This window comes from Arthrobacter sp. Rue61a (assembly GCF_000294695.2).
In the GTDB taxonomy this organism is placed as follows: Bacteria; Actinomycetota; Actinomycetes; order Actinomycetales; family Micrococcaceae; genus Arthrobacter; species Arthrobacter aurescens_A.
Map to the genome: position 1 here is coordinate 2,068,582 of NC_018531.1, position 21,693 is coordinate 2,090,274.

Sequence of the window (21,693 nt, forward strand, 5' to 3'; positions counted from 1 at the left end):
ACGTTGTGTCCAGCGGGCCGCTCCACTGTGCCCGATGCGGATCGCTTCGTTTTCGACATCGGCCGCGCTCAATTGTGCCCACTTGTAGCGCGGTGGTCACTCCGGGCCCGCCGTTCGACGCGCGGATCCGATAAAGGCTGTCGACCAGGAGCCGTGCAGCAAGGCGTCGTTCCACTCCATGTGCTGCTCCGCGCGAATCGCGGCCTTGGCGACCGACAGGGCGAGGGGGTCGAACGCAGCGATCTTCTGAGCCAGCTCCTCGGCTCTGGGGAGCACTGCATCGGGTTCGACGACCTCGTTCACCAGGCCGATCCGTTGCGCCTCGGCGGCGCTGATCCGCTCGCCGGTGAAGACCATCTTCGCGACGTGCTTCTGGGCGATCCGCTGCACGGTGCTCGGACCTGCCAGCGACCCGTAGATGCCGTAGTTGATCTCCGGAATGCCGAATGTGGCGGTCGTGGAGGCCACCGCGATGTCGGAGTTGTTGACCAGGGTGATGCCGCCGCCGAGCGCGAATCCGTTGACCGCGGCGATGATAACGGCCGGGTGCACGGTGATCCGCTGTTGCGTGGCCATCCAGGTGGTGGGTGCGGCGGCGGTCGACGTCTCGGAGGTGGTGTCCTTGAGGTCCGCTCCGGCGCAGAAGGATATGTCGCCCGAGCCGGTGAAGATGATCGCTCGCGCACCGGCTGCCTCGGCGTCCTCGAGCGCCTTCCAGATGCCCCGCATCGACGCCCTATCGAGGGCGTTGCGCTTCTCGAGGCGGTTGAGGGTGATCACGGCGTAGCCGTCTTTGATTTCAAGAACGATGGATTCGGTGGGTTGGTTGGTCATGGAACTGTCGCTTTCATGTCGTGGTGCTGGCGGAGGGTAGGACGTCGTTGAAACGAACCGGCACGCCCGGCTGCGACGGCGGCGCATCGCCGCCGGGGATGGGCGAGATGAATTCCCTTGGGTGTACTGCGGATCCAGCAGAAGCTCGTTCGAGTCTTACCTGCAATCGGCGACAGAGCTCGTCGCGCGTCACCTGGGAGCACTCCGAGAGCGTCGCCGCGAGCTGATCGCGGTTCTCAATCCGATCCTCTTGCGACGGTGTCGACGTCGACCGGGCGTCGCGCCCCGCCGTTGTCTCTCCCGGTCAGGGTAGGTCCGGATATCGGCCGGCCGCGCTCCACGAGCAGACGCGTCGGCGACGGCGACGCCCAGCTCAGCTCAGCGAGATACTTCCCGCAAATCCCGACAGCCATGGAATCGCCGATCTCGACGACTCGCAGGGACGCGAGCGGCCACGAGAGGGTCACGACCGGGGCCGGAAGACCGGCATGGGCAGCGAGTCCGGACCGAATTCCGCGAACTCCGATTCGACCACGGAGTCGATGACGATATCGTCCTTCTCCACCCCGACGAGGGTGGTGATGAGCAGGGGGCCCTCGTCGAGTTTCACGGCGGCGACGATATAGGGGATTTCATCTTTGAATGCCGGTAGGTATGGCCGGTGGATCGCGATCCACGACCAGAGTCGCCCTTTACCGGAGACGGGAACCCATTCGACCTTGTCGCTCAGGCAGGTCGGGCAATTGCTCGAGGGCGGATACCAGAGCCCCCCACAGTCAACGCACTTCTGCACCGCGAGCACCCCTTCTCGGGCATACTCGAACTGCTTCTCTGTCCAGGGAGTAACGGTAGGGACGGGATGTTCGCTGAACATGGTGAGCCTCCTCAGGCGCGCTGGAGAATGTGAGAGGTGACGATGGGCGACACGCAGATGTACTGCGCGGTGTCGCAGTCGGACACCTGGCGTTCACCCCCTTCGCCGCGGAGCTGACGGACGGCCTCGACTTGCAGGCCCCATCCCTGCATGTAGCCCTCGCTGGTGTGGCCACCGCTCGTATTGACCGGTAGCTCACCGTCCAGAGCGATTCGTCCGTCCCGGATGAACTGCCACCCGTCGCCCTCGTCGGCGAAGCCGAAGTGCTCGAGCGAGAACAGGATGACGGGCGTGAAGTTGTCGTAGATCTGGACCGCGTCTATGTCTTGCGGGCCGAGGCCACTCTTTTCCCGCAGCGCGCGAGCTACCCGAACGGACGGCTCTTTAAAGAAGTCTTCTTTGGTGTAGTACGGTCCGAGGTCGCTGGAGGCCGCAGTCGCGACGATCGACACCGCGGGTTTCTTCAGATCGCGGGCACGTTCCTCGGTGGTGACGATCATGGCGACGCCGCCGTCGTTGATCATGCAGTAGTCGTACAGCCGGAGGGGTTCGGCGATGAAGCGGGACTCGAGGTACTCCTGTTCGGTCAACGGCTTCTGCATGACTGCTACCGGGTTGCGTCGCGCATTCTCGCGGTTGTTCAAGGCAAGTGGCGCGAGGGCGCCGTCCGGGACCGAGTAGTCGTGGGTGTATCGCTGGTACATCATCGACACGTAGGCGCCGGGGGAGGTCATCCCATAGGCTAGGTCGTAGAGGGCGTTGTTCGTGGCAGCGTTGTAGGCGCTGCTGCCTCCGGAGTCTCCGCCGTAGGTCATTCCCACGGCACGGCCGTTGTTTCCGTAGACGAGCGCGATCGTCGTGGCGAGGCCCGCCTCGATCAGGGCAACGGCCTGCTGGACGGCGACTCCTGCCATCCGGCCGGACCCCTCGTAGGCGTTGACGACGTTCGGGTGCTTGATGCCGGCCATGGTGCCGAAAGTCTCGTAGCTGGGGATGCGGCAGGTGAGGACACCGTCGATGTCGGCCGTGGTTAGGCCCGCGTCGTCGAGCGCCAAGCTGAGCGCCTCGATGCCGAGCGCATATTCGGTGCGGAAAGGGTCGCGGTCGCGGTAGATGGAGGCGAAGTCGGTGGTGGCGACTCCGACGATCACCGCCTTCCGCGAGGGGTTCTGGTCATACACGTGCTGAGTCCTTTCTGGCCGTCGCGGTCGACGGCATCGATGTGTCGCAGATGGGGAACCCGGCCATCCGGACGCCGTGAGGACTCAGGGCGCACTGATACGGGTCGGCTTGATGGGGTGGACGCCGTCGAAGTTGCGTCGTGCGGCGCGGACGACGCTCCAGCGCCACGATCAGCGCCTTGCTCGTTCCCCGGCGGAACAGGTTCGCGCGTGCGGCCCTTGAATGTCGCATGCTGGAGGGGGCTGAGGGCAGTCGGACAGCCCAGAGAAGCCATGCCCTTCGACGACGAGGTCCCTTGGACCGGTCAGATGTTCCATTACGCACTCCTTCGTACTAGCCGCAGGTGAGCCTTGCGCCATTTTACGTCAACTAGTTGGTTAATCAAGCGGGAGTAGGACAACCATGACGCGGGATTCGTTGCCGGGCCGATCCTGGACCTCGAACTTGAGGGCGCGGTCAGGGCGGCTCGGGAACGTGGGGCGCGGGAGGAAATCGCCGTTTCGACGCTCCCCTCGGGCCGGGCAATCCTGCCAGTAAACCGGAATCCGCTCCTGGATTTTGAAGATTTGGCCAGTCTCCGGAGGCGAACTACACCATGGTGATAGTCGGCAAAACGGAGGCTGCGCCGGATCTGGCCATCTAGCCTGGCTTCCGGCTGATACCTCGGATCGAGACGTCCGTCGGGTTCGCGTACTCGGCGACATCGCCGCGCATCCGGATGTCATCGCGCTGGCTTGGGCTGGCGAGGATCTTAAACTGAGCTCGGGGCCGATCGTGCCACGATCCTCGAGCAGTTGGGTGGCGCTTTTCCCACCAGCGTCTGCAAACCGATCTCCTCCTGGAGCCTGCCTGTCCCCGCCTCGGCTCGATCGGAGGCCCCCATTCCCGAATCCGCCGATCTGACCGGGTTCAGAGGGAACGCTGAGGACGCGGCGCACGCCGGGTTCACTGGCGTTGGGTGCCTCCATCTGCCCCAGGCGGAGGCAGCACGTGTCGCCTTCACATCGGACACGGCCGAGCTCGCCCGCGCTGAGGAGATGGTGGCGGCCTCCGACGACCGTGGCGGGACTGTCAGTGTCAACCGGAGTGTTGGTTAGACTACTCCCGAGCGCGCGTCCACGTGGCCGTAGGTCCTCTAGCGAGGGCCCATTCGCGACAATAAGTCGTTGACGAAAGCCTTCGTCCTGGCGTGGAATTCCGGGCCGTCGGCCTGGAGGCCGGTCAGCATCGAGACCACTTGTGGCACGGCCTTGACGCTGAGGTTGAGCAGGAAGAGGGTGAGGGCCAGCATCTCGGGGTCGATATCGTCGACCAATTGGCCGGCGTCGCGGGCTCGTGTGAACAGCCCGACCTCCGTTTGGTAGGCCCTAACCCGTCGCTCGTGCAGCACGATGTCGGCGGGCTCATCCGGTCCCCCGTATTCGAGTCCCTCCCACGCGAGCAGCCGCAGCCAATCAATCTGGGGGTGCGGGGGGTTGTCGATCAGGCGCGCAATGCCCGCTGCGAGGTCGGCATCCTGAACCTCGGTCCACATGGGGAGGCTCTCTTCGACCATTAATTCCAGCACCGCGGTGTAGAGCGCGCTTTTCGAGCCGAAGTAGTAGTAGATGAGCTGCTTGTTTACTTTTGCTTTCCGAGCGATTTCGTCCATGCGAACCGCCGCACGCCCGCGTTGGGAGAACTCCTGCGCAGCCACCATGAGGATGCGGCTTCGGCGGTTGGGGTCGTCCTCCGTCTCGCGCGGCTTTGAAGAGTGAGCAGTCATAAGCCCAGCGTAGCGCCCCGACTGTGGGAACCGTGGGCTCACGCCTATATTCAACTGAACGGTTGATGGCACAAGGGCGGTGCTGTCATATTGATTGCGCCGACGCGAAACTCGGCGAAGTACTTTGCACACATCCGGTTTCCAGAACCTTGAATCCCCAACAGCCGACTGACTGTCACAATAGGCTGTCGGACGATCTGTACGCGCCCGGGCGCGAGAGGCGAGCCGGGTCAACGGAGATTGCGCCATCAAAGATTCGGCGAGCCGTTCGTTCTACCTGCGCCCTGTGCACGGTCGGTTCCGGGTCATCACCGCTAGCAAGCACCTCAACTGAAAGCACGCCGCTAGGGTGAGCGATCCGGCAGTGCTCTAGCGGACCGCCCGCGACATCAGAGACGACCGACCCAGCCAAGGACGCTGCAGCACCTGTAGCTAAGGAGCCCGTGATCGGAAATGATGAGTGAACCCTCCCCATCCCGGTGCAGCGCGCATGCAGGTCGAACTGGACGTCAGACGGCCGTGCCGGCCCGACAAGCACAACCGCCGGAGTGATCGGCGAATCGATTCCGAGTTCCTGCCCTACAGCGCCGCGGAATGCATCGACCACCATCAGGCGCTCAGCCTGCCGCGCGAAGGACTCCCGATCATCCGAAGCCAACAGCCCGAACTGGTCCGCGCGCACGAACACGAACAGCCCCGTCATATCGACGAGGGTGTAATCGACAAGCCCAACCCCGTCTACTCGGCGGGAGTCCCTCCGATTACCCGTGGGAAGGAGCGACCCGGTGATAGCGCCCGCAGCGTTCCGGAAATCGAGCACAATCGGAGCGCCCGGGTTCGGCACACCATCGACAACGGCGTGCCCATCGGTTTTGGGCAGCCCCCGTTCAGTCTGGACCTTCGCAGCGAATATCTTGCCCGTATTGGTGTTGTGCACGCGCACTTCCGTGAGTTCGCCCGTGGCCGCCACCAGCCCCTCTTCAATCGCGAAAGGACCGATTGCTGAACTGATATTGCCGCAGAGGATCGTCCAGTCCACGAAAGGCACATCCACGCCGACCTGAGCGAACGTGTAGTCCACGTCGGCCCCAGGCACACTTGGTGGACCGACGAATGCGAACTTGCTGGTCAACATGTCGGCTCCGCCGATTCCATCGATTTGCCGACGATCGGGTGTCCCGAATGCGGCAAGCAGCCATTCATCCAGAAGGGCCGGGTCTCTGGTCGGCAAGTCGCGATCGTGGACGATGAGCGCCTTACTCGTACCGCCGCGATAAAGCACAGCCTTCGTTCGCAGTTGCATCAGCACTCCTTCGTACAGGCCTCTTTGGGCACTTGTTAACTGGTTAGTTAAGATCATACGGGCTGCCCGCCCGCAAGCTGATCAAATTGTCGAGATCGAGATGGGCGAAGGAGGCACCAGCCAGTCCACGACAGCGAGTGGCGTGCGGAGTCTGCGGCAGGTCGACGGGCCGGCACCCCCGAGAGACTGGCCGAAGACGTGGACCGGATCCGACGCCGCGTGCAGCCGCGCATTGCCATGGCGAGTCGATGTGGACGGTAGTCGAAGTCGTCCCACGAGGTGGAGTGGCCATGACCGGGCAGGTTGGCCACGATGCTCGATGCTCCGAGGCACAACGCCACGGCATCCCACGAATGTGCGTTCAGACCGCTTCCGTGAACAGCGGGTTGCGAGGCGGAGAAGCACCACACGACAGGAAGCTGACGACGGATGCGGCGTCCAGGGCCGACCCAGCTCGCTCGACGGCCGCGGGCGAATCGGCGGGGAGGCCGAGTCGCTCCCGTTCACGCGGAACGTCGGCGTGCACGTCGAGCGGATAGGCGTAGCGCCCGGGGATCGTCGCGGCGGCTGCATTCATCGTCACGCCCGCCGTTCTGCTCAGCCGACGCCGAGCCAGATCGACTTCGTCTCGGTGTATTCGTTGAGCGCGTCGGGGCCGAGCTCGCGACCGAGCCCGCTGTGCTTCATGCCGCCGAACGGTACGTTCGTGCTGAAGGCGCGCCACGTGTTGATCCAGACGACGCCCGACTCAAGCCGGCGCGAAGCGCGGTGCGCGCGCGAGACGTCCTTTGTCCACAGCCCAGCGACGAGACCGTACTCGGTCTCGTTGGCGATCGCGATCGCGTCGTCTTCGTCGTCGAACGGGATGACGGCTCCGACTGGACCGAAGATCTCTTCCCGGCGGATGCGGGAGCGCTCGTCGGGTGTGGCGTACAGGGTCGGCTCGACGAACCGACCCGTTTCGATACCCGGGACGTCACGGCCCGCGCGACCACCGGCGATCAGCTCGCACCCTTCGTCCCGAGCGAGGTCCAGATACCCCGTGACCTTTTCGAACTGGGGGCGCGATGCGAGCGGTCCGATGATCGAAGCAGGATCGAGTGGATCCCCGATGCGCACCTGCCCGATCTTCGTCCGCACTGCATCGATGACCTCGTTGTAGACGGCGCGCTGCACCAGCAGGCGCGACCCCGCGTTGCAGGCCTGACCGGTTCCCGCGACGATGCCGGTAACGAGGGAGGACGACGCCGCGTCAAGATCGGCGTCGGCGAAGACAATCTGCGCTCCCTTCCCACCCAGTTCCAGCGTCGTGCGGAGGAATCGGCGTGCGGCGATCTCGGCGATGGCTCCGCCGGTGGCTGTGGAGCCGGTGAAGGCGATCTTGTCGATGCCGGGGTGCTTAACCAATGCCGCACCCGTGGTGCCGGGACCGGTCACGATGTTGACGACGCCCGCAGGGATGCCCGCTTCCACGCCGAGTCGCGCCAGGAACAAAGTGGAGACCGGCGTGATCTCCGAGGGCTTGATGACGATCGTGTTACCCGCCGCGAGAGCGGGAAAGAGCTTCCAGCCGAGCAGACCGAGCGGGTTGTTCCACGGCGCGATGGCGGCGATCACACCGATTGGCTGGCGGAGCGTCCATGCTTCGTGGCCGGGCATGAACGGCTCGAGCGTCGAGCCGACGGCGCCGAGCGAGAGGTGCCCGAAGTACTCGGCGCTGTTGGCGACCGATCCGGTCGCGCCGCGCATCTCGGTGATCGTCTTTCCGTTCTCGTGCACCTGGAGACGGGCCAGCGTCTCCAGGTTCTCCATGATGAGCTGCGCCCAACGGTTGAGGATGCTCGAACGGGTCAGCGCGGGGGTCACGCTCCACGTCGTGAAGGCGTGACGGGCGGCATCCACGGCGCGAGCGACATCTTCTGCGCCGGCGACCGGGACATGGCCCCATTCGAGGTCGTCGTACGGATCGAAGCATCTGAAGGTCTCGCCGCTAAGGGAGGGGGTCCACGCGCCGTTGATCAGCAGCTCGTATGTCTGGTCCCGATCGACCTCGGGGAAGCGGGTGCTCTGGGTGGTGGCGGCGATCGGCTGCTGTGCAGTCATCATTGACCGGCCTTTCTGAGGGTCGTGCCGTCAGCGGGTTGCGATGGCGAAGTGGGATGGGATACCGCGAACAGACGGTCGGTGTAGATTGCGCCGGAGGCGCTCAGGGCCTCCAGCTCGGACTCGTCCAGACCGAGGATCTCATGCAGAACCTCCTCGGTGTGCTGCCCGAGTCGCGGTGCGGATCGGCCCACTTCAGCAGGGGTGCGCTCGAGGCGGCCGACGAATCCGCGGTGCAGGTGCGGATCCCCGGGGATGCCGCGGAAAAATTCCAGGTCGTGCAGCCCGGCGTCGGCCAGTACCTCGTCCGGACGCTGGACGGCCGCTGCGGGGACTCCGGCCGACTCCAATGCGGCGGCGAGCTCGCGCTTATCGCGCGTCGCACAGGCCGCTTGCAGAAGTTCGTCGAGTTCCGTGCGGTGGGTGAGGCGGTCAGCGGGGTGCGCGAAGCGGGTGTCGTCCGGTGAGACGGGGAGTTTGAGCACGCTGCATAGTGCGATCCACTCGGCATTCGTGCTCACCGAGAAGGCCACCCACTGATCGTCACCGCGGGCGGGAACCACGCCGCGCAACGCCGATGGGGGCTCGGGCCGGTTGGCCCGGCTGGAGCGGACGATCTCCTCACCGATCGCACTTGTTACCGCTTCCCGCTGCGAATGATCGACATGGACGCCTTCCCCGGTGCGATCGCGCAGGCGCAAGGCCGCCAGCGCCAATCCGGGCGCCACGATAGACACCAGCTGATCGGGGTAGTTGACGTTGTTGCCCGTCCACATTGGGGTGGATGCGTCGTATCCGGTGATGGACATCGCGCCGCCAATGGCTTCCAGCGTGGAGCCGAAGGACACGTAGTCGCGTTCCGGCCCGGTCGAACCCTGACTGCTTAGCGACAGCAGCACGATGCGGGGGTTCGCCTGTTTGAGGCGGTCGAAGCCGATGCCGAGGCGCTCGAGAACTCCGCGGCGGAAGTTTTCGACGACGATGTCAGAGACTGACGCGAGCCGTAGGAACAGCTCGCGGCCGGCGTCGGTCTTCAGGTCGATCGCAACACCGCGCTTGCCGCGGTTGACGGCGTTGAACGCGGGACTGGCGTTGATGTCCTTCGTTCCCCCCGCCGACACCTGAGTCCAGTTGCGGAACGGGTCGATGTACGTGGTCGCCTCGACCTTGATGACATCCGCGCCGAAGTCGGCGAAGACCTGCGACGAAGCCGCTCCGGCCGTGATGATGCCGAGGTCGAGGACACGCACACCCTCGAGGGCGCGCTTCGCTGCGGACGCGCCTTCCTGAAGCGGAGTCGTCTGGGTCGCGGTGGGAGCGATTTCGATGCTGTCGATCATGTGGATCTCCTCTTCAGTTCGCGTGGCGCTCGGGCGCCGCGCTGCGGTCCGCGTTGAATGTCACGGGCAGTGCCGGCTGCAGGCCTGCGCTGTCACGCAGCGGAACCAGGAACCCGCGCTCCTGATACTGCGCCGATTCGTGCAGGTCGGACGCGTCGAAGATCGGCCCGGCGGGCACGCCGACCGCCTGAAGCCGTCGGTACAGGTCATCGCGTGTGACGTCTTGGCATAGATCGCTGATGGTCTCGGCGAGTGCGGAGGCATGAGCAACGCGTCCGGCGTGCGTGGCGAACCGGTCGTCGTCCAAGAGCTCGGAGTCGAGAACCTGACGTATCGCCGGCCAGTCGGTCTCGCGGTAGTAAAGACCGAATTGCCCGTCGGTGCATCGGGTGATGATGGGTCCGGTGCGGTCTCCGCGCACGAGCGGTCGGCCGACCTGCTCGTAGACGCGGCCTTTCCATTCGATGTACGCAGCAACCTCCACGAGAGACGTCTCGACGACCTGACCGCGACCGTCCTGGTCGCGGGCGTGGAGGGCAATCATCGCAGCTGTGAAGGCCGCTATCCCCGCCGTGTACGAGATCTGGTGTCCGCCCATGGGGAGTGGCGCCCCCTCGGCCGTGCCGACGAGCGACATGAGGCCTGAGCGCGCCTGCGCCAGAAGGTCGCCGGCCGGGCGGCTTGCGGGCGCGCCCGGCTCGCCGGTGTCAGTGATTACGACCACGATGGTGCGTTCGTCCACCTGCGTGGGGCGATGTGAGGCGAGGACGATGTCCGCGGCCGCCCACGCCTCAGGCGATGCGGGGGAGGGATCAATGTCTTTGCCGTCGTCGAGGTAGTCGCGCAACGCGGTGTCAGTGCCGGGGCGATCACCGAAGACGCTGACGCGCGCACCCAAGCCAGCGAGGTACTTACCACAGAAGGCCAAGGCGACAGAGTCATCGATCTCGGCGACGAGAATTCCGTCCAGGGGACGCGGGACGCTCATCGAGCGCCTCCGCATCGACGCACGAGCGCTGTTCTTGTGCTTATGGGCATGGTCACATCCTCCTTGATGGGGTGGAATAAACATAACCAACTAGTTGATAAAATGTCCAGTCCGCGTCTCGCTATGCCCGTCGCTCGGGTCTCCGGTGATCGCGGTATCATGCAGGATGCAACAAACCGCTGAACATTCCACGCAAGAACGCATCCTGCGCGCGGCGACGGAGGAACTTGCCGAGCACGGGTTCGCCGGCTTGCGCACTGACCGCGTCGCCGCCCGCGCGGACTGCAACAAGCAGCTGATCTACTACTACTTCCGCAGCAAAGCGGGGCTGCGCTCCGCCGTGCTGGAGCGGATGGCCCTTGAGGCGCTCCCACACTGGGAGCGTCTGGATCAGGTTGACCTGCCCGATGCCATGGCGCTCAATGCCCAGCAATACGGCTCCTCGCGTGGCACCCCCGACTACCGCCGGCTCCTCGCATGGGAGGGGGCTGAGCACGTTATCGGCGAGTCCGAGATCGTTCAGGAGGAAGTACGCAGTGCCGCCTGGCACCGGCTCGTGCGCGCCTTCGAGGCCGCGCAGGCCTCGGGCCGGCTGCCCGCCGACATCAACCCGTCGGTGATCGCACTCCTTTTCGGGCTTATGAACATCGCGCCGACGACGCTCCCGCAACTGACGCGCCTTGTGACCGGGTTGGAGGCGGACGATGCGCGCTTCGCAGAAGATCTGGTGCGGACGATCCACTTCCTTGGGTCGTCGATCCTGGCCGACCCTGCGACGGTCGACGAGCCTGGGTTGGACAGGCGGCCGGCGTAGCGTGCCGCCGAGGGTTTCGCGCGGACCCGGACGCGCCGGTGTCTGTAATGTATGAGAAATGCAGACTCCGCGTGACCCCGACCCCACCGCCCCGATCACGACGAGAGATCGGATCCTCCGAGCGGCTTCCGCAGAGCTAGCTCGCGCGGGTTTCGCCGGCGCTCGGATGGAGACCATCGCACAGCTCTCCGGAGTGAAGAAGCAGGTCATCTATTACTACTTCCCCAGCAAGGTGGAATTGGCGCGAGCGGTGCTCGAGAAGTCGAGCGCGGATGCCGCGGACTTCTGGGGCCGGTTTTCTACGTCGTCGCTTGCCGAGATCTGCCACGCCGCCATCGACCAAGCGCTCGTCGGCGCCGAGGGCATCAGCAATTTGGTGTGGGAGGGCCAAGAGTACGCGAACGCGCACAGTTCCGACTTTCCGATCGTACCGGAGCGCGCGGCTAGCCTGCGTCGCATCGTCGAGACGATCTCGACCGAGCAGAGAGCCGGCGACCTCCGCGCGGACATCGACCCCGAGTACCTCGGCCTGCTCCTCGTGCTTCTCACCACGACGCCCGCCGTGCTGCCTCAGGTGAGCCTTCTGATGGTGGGCCGCGAGTGGAACGATCCTACTTTCACGCGCGAGTGGCATGCGCTCGTGGACCAGGTTCTTGAAGGTCTTCGCCCCTAATCAAGGCCCGATTCAACTCTCTTCCAGCTTCGCCTCGAATTCACCCTTGATGTAACTGACTAGTTGGCATATGGTTGTTTAGCACTGCGACATCGCGTCGCACGCCAAATGATTCAAGGAGGAATCGATGTCGATGACGATGAATGGCACGCAGCTTCCAGACCTGACCGATCCGCATACCTTCGTCCCCGGTGTCCCACACGAGGGATTCGCCCGGATCCGCGAGCTGCCCGGACTGCACTGGCAGCCAACGGAAGTCGGTACGGCCAACGGCGGCTTCTGGGCCGTCACGAGGTTCGCCGACATCCTCGAGGTGGAATCGAACCCCGCCTTGTTCTCGTCGCAGCCCGGATCGGCTTGGCCGATGTCAAATCTGCCGATCGATCCGGTGCTGAACCCCGCGTACAACAACCTGATGTTTATGGACCCGCCGCGACACAGCAGCGTCCGACGCGTTGCGGCCGCTGCATTCGGTCCGCGCGTGGTGAAGAACTTCGACCCGTGGGTGCGCGAGATCGTGGTCGAGATCCTCGACCACATCGAGACCCTCACTGAATTCGACTACGTCCTCGAAGTCGCGCGGACGATTCCCTCGTATGTGATCGCCCGCGTCCAGGGCGTGCCGCGAGAGGACCGCCAGTGGATCGTGGATCAGACCCTCGCGGCATTCGAAGGTCAGAACGCCGGCGATCTGGGCGTCGTCACGAAGGTGCTCGAGGACACGTTCACCTACTACCGAGAGAAGCTCGTGCCCGGCAAGCTGAAGAATCCCGAAGACGACATGACAAGCGTGCTCATCCACGCCGCCGAGCGCGGGGAGATCACCGAAGCAGAGGCGTATGACTTCCTGAATCTCTTACAGGCAGCCGGATTCGAGACCACCCACACCCTTATCGGTCAGTCGATGCGGCTCATTCTCGAAGATCCCGACATCGCCGACAAGACCTACCGCGGTATTCGCGAGCTCGGCGCGGACAAGGTGACCGAAGAGCTCCTCCGCATAATCACGCCGGCCATGTTCATGTCGCGCACGGCGACCGCTGACACGGAACTTGCCGGCCAGACGATCCGCAAGGGCGACCTCTTGAACCTGTACTTCATCGCGGCCAACCGCGATCCGGCGGTCTTCGACCGCCCCGACGAGTTCGACCCCTGGCGCACCGAGACCGCTTCGTTGACGTTCGGAAGCGGTGCCCACCGCTGTATCGGCAACGCACTCGCCAAGCTCGAGCTGCGCATCCTGTTCGAAGAGATGGCGCGTCGCGACTTCCGACTGACGCTGAACGGCACCCCGGAACGGGGTTGGTCGACCTTCATCAATCAGATCCGGTCGCTCCCGGTCGCTCACGTGGATGGGCGGGCAGCATGACCTCGTCAACTCAGGAGGTCGCCGTCGTCACGGGCGCCGGCGCAGGCCTCGGCCGGGGGATCGCCCTCGAGCTGGCAGCACGGGGGACGCGTGTCGTCGTGACCGACATGGACGACAGCGCCGGTTCTTCGACCGTCGCCTCGATCGAGGCCATCGGCGGCGAGGCGGTCTTCGTCCACGTCGACGCCCGAGAACCTAAGGATCTTCAGGTGGCGCTGGAGACCGCCGCGAGTCGATTCGGTGCGGTCACGGTCGTGGTGGCGAATGTCAACGCCGACGGCGGCGGAGGGCGGATCTGGGAGCACGATCTCCCCAAGGTTCGCCACCTCTTCGATGTCCTCGTGTACGGTACGTTCGTCACCGTCCACGCGAGCGCCCCGACTCTGATCGAGAGCGCCGCGGCCGGGCTCCCGGCGCGCCTGCTGATCGTCGGCTCCGAGCATTCCCTCGGGGTGCCGCCCCATGCGTTCGCGGCGAGTGCGTATACCACCGCGAAGTATGCAACGTTGGGCGTGCTCGACACTGCCCGACGGGACTTCGAGGGCACGGGAGTCACGACGACTCTGCTGGCACCGAGCTGGGTACGCACTGAGAAGGTGAGGGAGCTCGTTCGCTCCTCCCACGATCTAGCGCGCTCCATCGAGCCGCACGCGCAGAACACGGACGTCGTGGCCAAGCAGGCCATCGACGGCCTCCTCGCCGGTGACTACATCGTCGCCACCAATCCTGTTATCCGGCAGTTCGCCCTGGATCACGCCCGCGGCGTCATGTCTGCCGTGCAGATGCTTCCCGTCCCTACGGCCGAAGAGCACGCGCACGATGGCGCGGGCGACGCCGCGAAGTGTCCGGTCATCGGGCACTTCTAACCCCAACGCTACACCCGAGGAGATATACCAATGCCCGACGTCATCTACGTGCAGCCCGACGGCTCCCGCCGGACATGCACGAACGAACCCGGCCGGAACCTAATGAAGGTGGCCGTCGAGAACCTCGTGCCCGGCATCATCGGCGAGTGCGGAGGAGATCTGTCCTGTGCGACGTGTCACGTCTTCGTCGACGCGGACTGGACGGAGCGGCTGGAGCCGATGGGCGCGGATGAGGAATCGCTTCTCGATGTGACCTCGGAGGAGCCGACCGAGGCTAGCCGTCTGTGCTGCCAGATCATCCTCTCCGACGCTCTCGACGGCATTGTCGTCCACGTTCCCGAAACCCAGCGTTGAGTAAGGAGTCGGTCATGTCAGCACACGCTCTTGACGAACGAGTCGTCGTGGTCGGGGGTGGACAGGCGGGAGGCGAGCTCGTGGCTCGCCTCCGTGCCGGCGGTCACGCCGGTGAGATCGTACTCATCGGGACCGAGCCCCACCTGCCGTACACGCGTCCGCCTCTGTCGAAGACCTTCCTCCGCGGCGAAGCGCAGGCCGAGGAGCTGTTCCTGCGCTCGGCTCGGTTCTACGAGGAGCAGGACATCACCGTCCTGGCGGATACCACCGTAAACAGCATCGATCTGCACGCCAAGACTCTCGAGTGCGATGACGGCACATCCCTCGCCTGGGACAAGCTCGTTCTCGCGACAGGCGGACGCCCGCGCCGGCTTCCCGACGCCACGCTGAACGATGCGTCGAACGTCCACTATGTGCGGACGATCGACGATGCGGCTCGTCTGCGGGCCGGAACGCGGCCGGGTACCCGGTTTGCCGTGGTCGGCGGGGGGTACGTCGGCCTGGAAGTCACCTCGGTGCTCCGACGGCTCGGAGCGGAGGTCACGGTCATCGAGGCCGCCGATCGACTCCTTGCCCGAGTGACCTCTCCGCCGGTGTCCGAATTCTTCCGGCAACTGCACGAGGAAGAGGGCGTGGACGTCCGTCTTGGCTCACAGGTCGAGAGCTATGAGTACGTGGATGGCGATGTCGCCGCGCTCCGACTTTCCGACGGGTCGGTGATCGAGGTGGACCAGGTCCTCATCGGCATCGGGATGATTCCGAATGACGACCTCGCGCGAGCAGCCGGTCTCACGGTGGACAACGGCATCGTGGTCGATGAGTACTGCCGTGCCGGGTCGGACGTCTACGCCATCGGCGACGTCTCACGACACCCCGATCCCCAGAACGGTGGATTCCGACGCCTCGAATCGATGCCCAACGCGGCTGCGCAAGCGCGCCACGCCGCCGAGGACATCCTTGGCACGCCCGCCCCGTATGTCGACGTTCCGTGGTTCTGGAGCGATCAGTACGATATCAAATTCCAGTGCGCCGGTCTGAACACGGGCTACGACGAGATCGTGGTCCGCGGCGACATCACCATCGGTAGCCAATTCACCGTCTTCTACCTGAAAGACGGCCGTGTCTGCTCCGTCGATTCCCTCGGACGTCCCGCCGAGTACGCGGCGGGGAAGGCGCTGATCGCCGGCGCAGCACCCGCAGACCGGCAAGCGTTGGCGGACCCGTCGATCCCGCTGCGCGCCAGTCGCCGCTCGCGCGAGACATCAGTCGGCATTCGCTAGCAGCGCTTTTTGCTTGTGACACCCCAACTGTCCCGTTAAGGACGATCCATCGCAAAGGAGCGAAATTATGAATCGATTTGCCGTTACGCATCTCACTGACCCCGACCAGACCGAGGTGACGAGAAGGACTGTCACCTCCTTCTTCACTGCGCAGATCGCCGGAGATCACGAGGCGGTGTCGAAGGTCGCGTCCCCGGATATGACCGTCTGGGTCCTTGGGGATTTCTGGTGGAGCGGTATGCACGACCTGGCGGACATGGCGGTCATTCGCGATTCGTGGGTGGGCGGCCTCAAAGACGGCGGTGCCGACTTCTCTGTAGAACTCGTGTCGGTGCTGGCGGACGGTAATCGCGCTTCGGTCGAGACCCGGATCACCGCGACGTGGGCAGATGGTCGTCCGTACGAAAGCCTGTGCCACATCGCCCTGGATGTCGCGGACGGCAAGGTCGTCGGGTACCGAGAGTACTTCGACACTGCCTATGAGGCGACTTTCCGCCAGGCGGAGAGGCCAGCCAACGCCTGACGAGCGGCGCTCAGAGGTCACCGCCCATCGTACGCATCGCGCGGTCGAGGACCAAGGCGAAGGCCTTGCCACTTGACCGCGCGTGCGCGTGCGCCACACGCCGCAGCAAAGGCTGCGGCCACCAACGCCGATGTGTCCAGCGGATCGACCGGGTTGCCGTTTTGCTGACGAAGCACTTCTACGGCCACTTCCTGCGCCCGCTGTATCCGCCCGAGGTAGCTCGCTCGAAGCGTGATGCTGCTGTCGACGATGCGCATAAGCCCATCGGCCCGATGTGCACAGCTGAGGTCGGCATCAATCACGACCGGCATTTCTTCAGGGTTGGTATAGCCGTTCTTCGCGCCTGCCAGGGGCTGCAATTGGACGGTCCAAAACTTTCTCCTCGAGGTAGCAGGTGAGGGCGCCGATGATGCCGAAGTTCTCGGCTCCGCTGAGTTGGGCGGTGACGGTGCTAATATCGTCTGCCCGGTCGATGAGGTCTCTCTGTCCGATGTCGAACACGGCAAGAATGGAGAAGCGGGGGACTTGCCTTTCCACGTACTCGCCGTTCTCGTCCTCTTCGGTGCCTTTCTTTGTGCTGTAGCCGAAGATCCGGATGGCCTTTCTCTTTTGCGACCTTTACGGCCGAGCGACTGTCACTTCCGGAACCCGGCGACGCGGGACGCGTCGTGCATCTGGAACGGTATCAGCAGCAGCACATTGTTCAATGAGTAGGCGTGAAATGAGCGGGCGAAGTTCAGGAACGCTGCCTAACGATTGTCAGCGGCCATAAAGAATTACCCAGAGGTGGCCGGGGGACCTACTCGCGGGTGGCCTCCTCGGCTGCCCGCCGGTGGTCACCAATAGACGGTCGTGCTGGCCGCCTGTGGGAAGGGCTCTCTTGAGTTAACCATGATCTGCGGCTCCGCCGGAGAAGCACCGCGCCTGGTTTCCGGCAAGTCTTCAGTGTCCTGCGGGGCCGTAGCGTATCGCCCGAGATGTCTAAACGCCCGTGGAAGCCACGTCAACGAACGGGTGGGCCCACGGCGTGTCTCCGGGTATCTCTTTGGCCCGAACGGAGGAAAGGGCGGGAAAAGTGTCCGCAGACCGTCACGCACTTTGGCGTCGGGAGTCGAGTTGATTCGTGTAGCCAAATGGGACGGCATTGCTGAGACCGACGACGAAGTGCCCATCTCCGAGTCGGTTCACCAAGATGCCGTGCGTCCTTTGCCGCCTGGCGCTCTCGATCATCCGGTCGACTGCCGCAGCGATGCTGCGGTCCATGGAGGCCCTGTCGCGGACCTTGATTTCGATGGGTTCCACATCCTGCTTCATGTTCACGAAGGGATCACTTCGCCGAGTGGGACGGGTCGGGCGGTATAGCCCCGCGCTTTTTCATACAGGGTTCGAGGGTCGACGCCGTAGGCTTCCAGCCAGAGGGCGTCCGCAGCAACGGCTACGTCCTTGACATACCCGGTCCGGACAGTTCGGCCCTCTTTCTGGACCTGGACCTGCCTGCCGGCCAATTCCTTCCAATCTGGATGGTCTCCCATTGAGCTGCCTTTCAATATCGCAATTCATTGTTTTGCTTGTGACTGCGGTTTAATGCCCGGGAATTCCCAACCATCGAGTCGACTCGAACCAGCATCTGCAGTCTGAGCTAGGAAGCATCTGGCTGTCACTATCGGTCATGTCGCGCTCCATAGTGGCGATTCAGCCACGCCAATTGGGTGACACACCCCCAGGCCTTAGCGCTCTCCCCAGCGCGGGTCTTCGCTTACGATCGTCGGACGATGGCGCGGCGGCTGGTGATGGCGGGGTTGTATAGCCCACACCGAGTACGTTTCGGGTGGCCGTCTATGGGCATCCTTGATGGCCGTAACCTGGTAAACCTCGTGGCCGCCACCGGCACCGAACTGGCCGCCTGTGGGCAGTTTTTATGGGCGCTGACTAACGATCGGAGGCCGCAGAAGTTCTTGCTTGGTCGCTGATTGAGTTGTGGAGCGCTTTCGCCTGCGCCTTCTTCTCCTCGATCGTTCTGCCCGGTCGCCAGGCACAGGTCATAATGCTCATCGTTCTCTCCCTGCTTTGACAAGTGTTTTTTTGGTGCCTTCCGCCGACAGAAATCGATAGTGAGCGGAAGCGCCGTTTTGGCGACCAGTTCCGGCGAAATATGCCCGTAGAGCGCTTCCAAACCGGTCGGTCACGGTTGGCGCGGAGCGAACTAGAATGACCGACCCGGTTAGGTCACAAACGACCTCGAAGGTGCTGCGCCGTGCTGCGGCTCCGCTGTAAATCCCTATTGGTCTTATCTTCGCCCACCCGGTATTGCGGGGGCGCGGAGTCGGACTGCGTCGACAGCCGTTCACGCTGATTGCTCCGGCGATGTACACTCCCCTGGTCGTCACTCGCAGGTGACGACCAGGGGAGTGTACTGTTTCGCGGCGGTGCTCATACCGGCGCCGAGCTGAGGACCGCCCCCGACCCGAGATTCATCAGACCACTCACGACGACGACGTTGTCGGCCTTCTTGATTTGCCGCTGACCGGCGCGGCCCTGCACCTGCAGAGTGGCCTCGACCCAGTGGCCCATGCCATGCAGACGTCCCTGGCTGAGATTGCCGCCATGGGTATTAATCGGGAAGTCACCCTCGATGTCGACCCGGCCGCCTTGGATGAACTCGAACGCTTCGCCCTCGCCGCAGAAGCCCAAGCCCTCGAGCCACCAGTAGACGTCGGGGCCCCATCCGTCGTACAGCATCGCGGCGTCGATGTCAGCGGGAGTGAGGCCCGACGTGCTCCACAGGCTGTCGCCGATCGTCGCGGCGGTGTGCTGCATCTGCTCGAACATCCGCGGTCCGATTCCGCTGCCCAGACCGCTGATCGATCGCGGCTCGATCCCCTTCTTGATTCCGGACTGACCGAGGCCGGTGATGTACGCGGGCGGATTCGGAAGATCCTTCGCCCTGTCGGCGCGGGTGAGCACGATGGCTGCCACACCGTCCACGGGGATGTCGCAGTCGAACAGGCACATGGGGTCGGCGAGCATGCGCGCGTTCATGTACTCCTCGACGGTCAGGGGCGTGTCCTTGAAGAAGGCGTCCGGGTTGCGGTTCGCGCCCCGGCGCTGAGCCACGGCGAGCGTGGCGAGGTGCTCCCGCTTCGCGCCGTATTTTTTCATGTACCGCATGTAGGACGGTGCGAACTCCGCGATGGATGCCGACTTGCCATAGGGAAGGGTGTACGCGAGGCTGCCCGGCGCCAGCGACTCCTCGTGCGTCGCCTGATAGCTGCCGCCCGCCGAGAAGGACATCGCCCGGAAGACGAGCGCGTAGTCACATCGCCCGAGCGCGATCGCGTGCGCTGCCTGCTCGATAGCTGTGCTGACATTGCCGTTCTGCGTCTCGGCCCACCAGCGCACGTTCTTCAGCCCGAGGCTGTTGACCATCCAGGCCATACTGACGAACTGGGTGCCGTCGGTCGGCCCCTCGGGGAACTGGGGAAAGGTCGCCGCACCGTCAATGTCGTCGAGCTCAATGCCGGCATCGGCGACCGCGGCGAGGACGGCATCCTTCGCGAGCAGGCCCAGCGGACGAGGCAGTCGGCGTCCGATCTCGGAGTAGCCGACGCCCACGATGGCGACGGGGTTATCAGGACTGAACATCGTTGTCTCCTTGCAAACGGAACTGGAGCAGCATCTCGTCGCCGCGTGGCTCGAAGTCGGCGATCACGGGCAGATCGATGTCGAGATCGTCGAAGTCGAATTCGCCCAGCAGATTGGTGACCAGCACCAGCGACGGCTGCTCGTCGAGCGCGACCGAGACGAGCACGTACGGCGTCTCTTCACGGAAGGCCGCGACCCAGGTCTGGTGCACGCGCGTGAAGCCATAAATCCTGCCCTTCCCCGACACCTCGCTCCACTCGAAGTCCTCGCCCAGACACTCCTGGCAGAACATCTTCGGCCGCTGGCTGTACCATCCGCAGGCGCTGCATCGGTACAGCACCAGCCTGTGTTCCTTCAACGCGTCCCAGTAGGGCCGGTCGGCTTCCGCCGGCAAGGGGATCGGCTTCTGCAGCAGTGCATTGGTCATGGCGTGGAGTTCTCTCTGATCGAAGATGTGTCGGTTTCGCAGTGTGCTCAGCTCAGGCCGGGCGCGTGTAGAGGCTCTTGCCGCCGCAGACGTAGAGCACCTGACCGGTCGTCGAGGCGCCCGCGGACCCCGCGAAGTAGGACACGGCCCAGCCGACGTCCTCAGGCGTGCCGATCACTCCCGTGGGCTGCGCGGCGAGGAGGCGTTCCATGACTTCCGGTGTCTCGTTGCGGATCAGGGGGGTGTCGATGAGTCCCGGGGCAATGGCGTTCACCGTGATTCCCAGGCGGGCGAGCTCGATGGCGAGCGAGCGGGTGAACGAGACGACGCCGCCCTTAGATGCCGCGTAGGCCGACTGCCCGAACCACCCCAGCCACGCACGAGATGCGATATTGACGATCCGTCCCGACCGGCGCTCCCCCATGACGCGGGCAGCGGCGCGTGAACAGTTCATGGTTCCCGTGAGGTTCACCGCGAGCGTGCGGTTCCAGTCCTCGTCGGTCAGCTTGCGGATCGAGCCGTTGATGCTGATCCCGGCGTTGTTGACGAGGATGTCGAGGGGGCCGCGGCGCTCCTCGTGGGTCGCCACCATCGCGTCGGCGGCCTCCGCCGACGTGACGTCGGCGGCGACAGAGAAGGCGCGCAACCCCGACTCCGTCAACTCCGCAGCAGAGCGTTCCGCACCCTCGGCGGACCTGTCGGCAATCGTCACCACGGCTCCCTGCGAGGCGAGTTCCGTGGCGATGGCGAGCCCGATTCCCTGGGCACCGCCTGTGACGATGGCGGTCTTTCCGTATAGATTCATGATTGTTCCTTCACACGCTCAGGCTGGAGAGCAGGCTCGAGCCTCCACAGCAGAAAAGGATCTGCCCGGTGATGTAGCTGCTGCGCGGATCGGCGAGAAAGGCTACCGTGGCGGCGACGTCCTCGGGCGCTACGCGATAGGGGAGAAGAGTGCGCACGTCGTCGATCGCCGGATCCGTCGGCGCGACGAGATTCACGCGCACCTGCGAGGGTGCGAGTTCCAGCGCAAGACTGCGCACCAGCGAAGCCAACGCACCGGCAACTGCCGCTGCCTCGGGACGGCGTGCGCTGCCGAGCTGATCACGGCCTCCCACGACAACGATGGCGCCGCCGCCGGCGCCGGCGTCACGGAACCGCCAGCGACGCGCGTCGGCCATCAGGTCGCTCACGATACTCGGGCGAACCTGGCCGGAGTACAGCCCCGCGTCGAAGACGACAGCGTCGAAGGGGCCTTCGGAGTTGGTGGCGACCTCCCAGCCCGAGGCGCCCATCTGGGCCAGCACGGTGTCGGTGAGCATGGTCGGCTCCGAGCCGACGTGGATGACGGGCATG

General features: G+C 64.5%; 24 protein-coding genes. 7 read left to right on the plus strand and 17 right to left on the minus strand.

Translation table 11 applies throughout. From position 1 onward, the window contains the following. Positions 1–96: 96 nt before the first annotated feature. From ARUE_RS09395 to ARUE_RS09440, 9 genes are all read right to left on the minus strand, one after another. The gene (locus ARUE_RS09395; RefSeq protein ID WP_051024952.1) at positions 97–834 is read right to left on the minus strand and encodes an enoyl-CoA hydratase/isomerase family protein; all 738 of its coding nucleotides are present in this window, start codon (positions 832–834) and stop codon (positions 97–99) included. 463 nt (positions 835–1,297) lie between these two features. Further along, positions 1,298–1,708: a Zn-ribbon domain-containing OB-fold protein gene (locus ARUE_RS09400; RefSeq protein ID WP_043470093.1), complete on the minus strand. Its 411-nt coding sequence runs from the start codon at positions 1,706–1,708 to the stop codon at positions 1,298–1,300. Between the two features lie 11 nt (positions 1,709–1,719). Further along, positions 1,720–2,889: a thiolase family protein gene (locus tag ARUE_RS09405; protein WP_014921571.1), complete on the minus strand. Its 1,170-nt coding sequence runs from the start codon at positions 2,887–2,889 to the stop codon at positions 1,720–1,722. Positions 2,890–4,025: 1,136 nt separating this feature from the next. Further along, the gene (locus ARUE_RS23375; protein WP_014921572.1) at positions 4,026–4,655 is read right to left on the minus strand and encodes a TetR/AcrR family transcriptional regulator; all 630 of its coding nucleotides are present in this window, start codon (positions 4,653–4,655) and stop codon (positions 4,026–4,028) included. 175 nt (positions 4,656–4,830) lie between these two features. Next, positions 4,831–5,958 carry a PrpF domain-containing protein gene (locus ARUE_RS09420; protein ID WP_051024955.1) on the minus strand — a complete coding sequence of 376 codons (1,128 nt, stop codon included), beginning with the start codon at positions 5,956–5,958 and terminating at the stop codon, positions 4,831–4,833. 361 nt (positions 5,959–6,319) lie between these two features. After that, positions 6,320–6,541, minus strand: coding sequence for a hypothetical protein (locus tag ARUE_RS09425; protein WP_162486141.1), 222 nt, complete (start codon positions 6,539–6,541; stop codon positions 6,320–6,322). A gap of 14 nt (positions 6,542–6,555) precedes the next feature. Beyond that, complete coding sequence (locus ARUE_RS09430) at positions 6,556–8,064, minus strand: aldehyde dehydrogenase family protein (protein WP_014921574.1); 1,509 nt, start codon at positions 8,062–8,064, stop codon at positions 6,556–6,558. Beyond that, positions 8,061–9,401, minus strand: a complete 1,341-nt coding sequence (locus ARUE_RS09435) for a CaiB/BaiF CoA transferase family protein (RefSeq protein ID WP_014921575.1) — start codon at positions 9,399–9,401, stop codon at positions 8,061–8,063. The genes ARUE_RS09430 and ARUE_RS09435 overlap by 4 nt, the downstream gene beginning before the upstream one ends. A 13-nt stretch (positions 9,402–9,414) precedes the next feature. Beyond that, positions 9,415–10,389, minus strand: coding sequence for a CoA transferase (locus tag ARUE_RS09440; protein WP_014921576.1), 975 nt, complete (start codon positions 10,387–10,389; stop codon positions 9,415–9,417). A gap of 166 nt (positions 10,390–10,555) precedes the next feature. Between ARUE_RS09440 and ARUE_RS23380 the strand changes: the two genes are divergently transcribed. The 7 genes from ARUE_RS23380 to ARUE_RS09475 all read left to right on the plus strand — a co-directional run bounded on the left by ARUE_RS23380 (position 10,556) and on the right by ARUE_RS09475 (position 16,268). Further along, positions 10,556–11,203 carry a TetR/AcrR family transcriptional regulator gene (locus ARUE_RS23380; RefSeq protein WP_014921577.1) on the plus strand — a complete coding sequence of 216 codons (648 nt, stop codon included), beginning with the start codon at positions 10,556–10,558 and terminating at the stop codon, positions 11,201–11,203. A 58-nt stretch (positions 11,204–11,261) separates the two neighbouring features. After that, the gene (locus tag ARUE_RS09450; RefSeq protein ID WP_043470102.1) at positions 11,262–11,876 is read left to right on the plus strand and encodes a TetR/AcrR family transcriptional regulator; all 615 of its coding nucleotides are present in this window, start codon (positions 11,262–11,264) and stop codon (positions 11,874–11,876) included. A gap of 127 nt (positions 11,877–12,003) precedes the next feature. Then, positions 12,004–13,245: a cytochrome P450 gene (locus tag ARUE_RS09455; RefSeq protein ID WP_051024957.1), complete on the plus strand. Its 1,242-nt coding sequence runs from the start codon at positions 12,004–12,006 to the stop codon at positions 13,243–13,245. Next, complete coding sequence (locus ARUE_RS09460) at positions 13,242–14,111, plus strand: SDR family NAD(P)-dependent oxidoreductase (RefSeq protein ID WP_014921580.1); 870 nt, start codon at positions 13,242–13,244, stop codon at positions 14,109–14,111. The genes ARUE_RS09455 and ARUE_RS09460 overlap by 4 nt, the downstream gene beginning before the upstream one ends. A gap of 30 nt (positions 14,112–14,141) precedes the next feature. Then, positions 14,142–14,465: a 2Fe-2S iron-sulfur cluster-binding protein gene (locus ARUE_RS09465; RefSeq protein ID WP_043470105.1), complete on the plus strand. Its 324-nt coding sequence runs from the start codon at positions 14,142–14,144 to the stop codon at positions 14,463–14,465. Between the two features lie 14 nt (positions 14,466–14,479). Then, positions 14,480–15,745, plus strand: coding sequence for an NAD(P)/FAD-dependent oxidoreductase (locus ARUE_RS09470; protein ID WP_051024959.1), 1,266 nt, complete (start codon positions 14,480–14,482; stop codon positions 15,743–15,745). A 67-nt stretch (positions 15,746–15,812) separates the two neighbouring features. Then, positions 15,813–16,268, plus strand: coding sequence for a nuclear transport factor 2 family protein (locus tag ARUE_RS09475; RefSeq protein ID WP_014921583.1), 456 nt, complete (start codon positions 15,813–15,815; stop codon positions 16,266–16,268). Positions 16,269–16,285: 17 nt separating this feature from the next. On the opposite strand, the gene ARUE_RS09480 is transcribed toward ARUE_RS09475, so the two are convergent. From ARUE_RS09480 to ARUE_RS23385, 8 genes are all read right to left on the minus strand, one after another. Next, a complete protein-coding gene (locus ARUE_RS09480; protein WP_162486142.1) occupies positions 16,286–16,627 on the minus strand; it encodes a hypothetical protein in 342 nt (113 codons plus the stop codon). Continuing rightward, complete coding sequence (locus ARUE_RS09485; protein ID WP_014921585.1) at positions 16,584–16,805, minus strand: hypothetical protein; 222 nt, start codon at positions 16,803–16,805, stop codon at positions 16,584–16,586. Before ARUE_RS09485 ends, ARUE_RS09480 begins: the two co-directional genes overlap by 44 nt. Positions 16,806–17,357: 552 nt before the next feature. Beyond that, on the minus strand, positions 17,358–17,588 hold the full coding sequence (locus ARUE_RS09490) for a hypothetical protein (protein ID WP_014921586.1): 231 nt from the start codon (positions 17,586–17,588) through the stop codon (positions 17,358–17,360). Further along, positions 17,585–17,800 (minus strand): hypothetical protein, encoded by a 216-nt coding sequence (locus tag ARUE_RS09495; RefSeq protein WP_014921587.1) that lies wholly within the window; start codon positions 17,798–17,800, stop codon positions 17,585–17,587. Before ARUE_RS09495 ends, ARUE_RS09490 begins: the two co-directional genes overlap by 4 nt. Positions 17,801–18,698: 898 nt before the next feature. Then, positions 18,699–19,910: a thiolase C-terminal domain-containing protein gene (locus ARUE_RS09500; RefSeq protein WP_014921588.1), complete on the minus strand. Its 1,212-nt coding sequence runs from the start codon at positions 19,908–19,910 to the stop codon at positions 18,699–18,701. Continuing rightward, positions 19,897–20,337 (minus strand): Zn-ribbon domain-containing OB-fold protein, encoded by a 441-nt coding sequence (locus tag ARUE_RS09505; RefSeq protein ID WP_014921589.1) that lies wholly within the window; start codon positions 20,335–20,337, stop codon positions 19,897–19,899. The genes ARUE_RS09500 and ARUE_RS09505 overlap by 14 nt, the downstream gene beginning before the upstream one ends. Before the next feature lie 52 nt (positions 20,338–20,389). Continuing rightward, positions 20,390–21,142, minus strand: coding sequence for an SDR family NAD(P)-dependent oxidoreductase (locus ARUE_RS09510; RefSeq protein WP_014921590.1), 753 nt, complete (start codon positions 21,140–21,142; stop codon positions 20,390–20,392). A 10-nt stretch (positions 21,143–21,152) separates the two neighbouring features. After that, complete coding sequence (locus ARUE_RS23385; RefSeq protein WP_014921591.1) at positions 21,153–21,692, minus strand: SDR family oxidoreductase; 540 nt, start codon at positions 21,690–21,692, stop codon at positions 21,153–21,155. Position 21,693 lies beyond the last annotated feature (1 nt).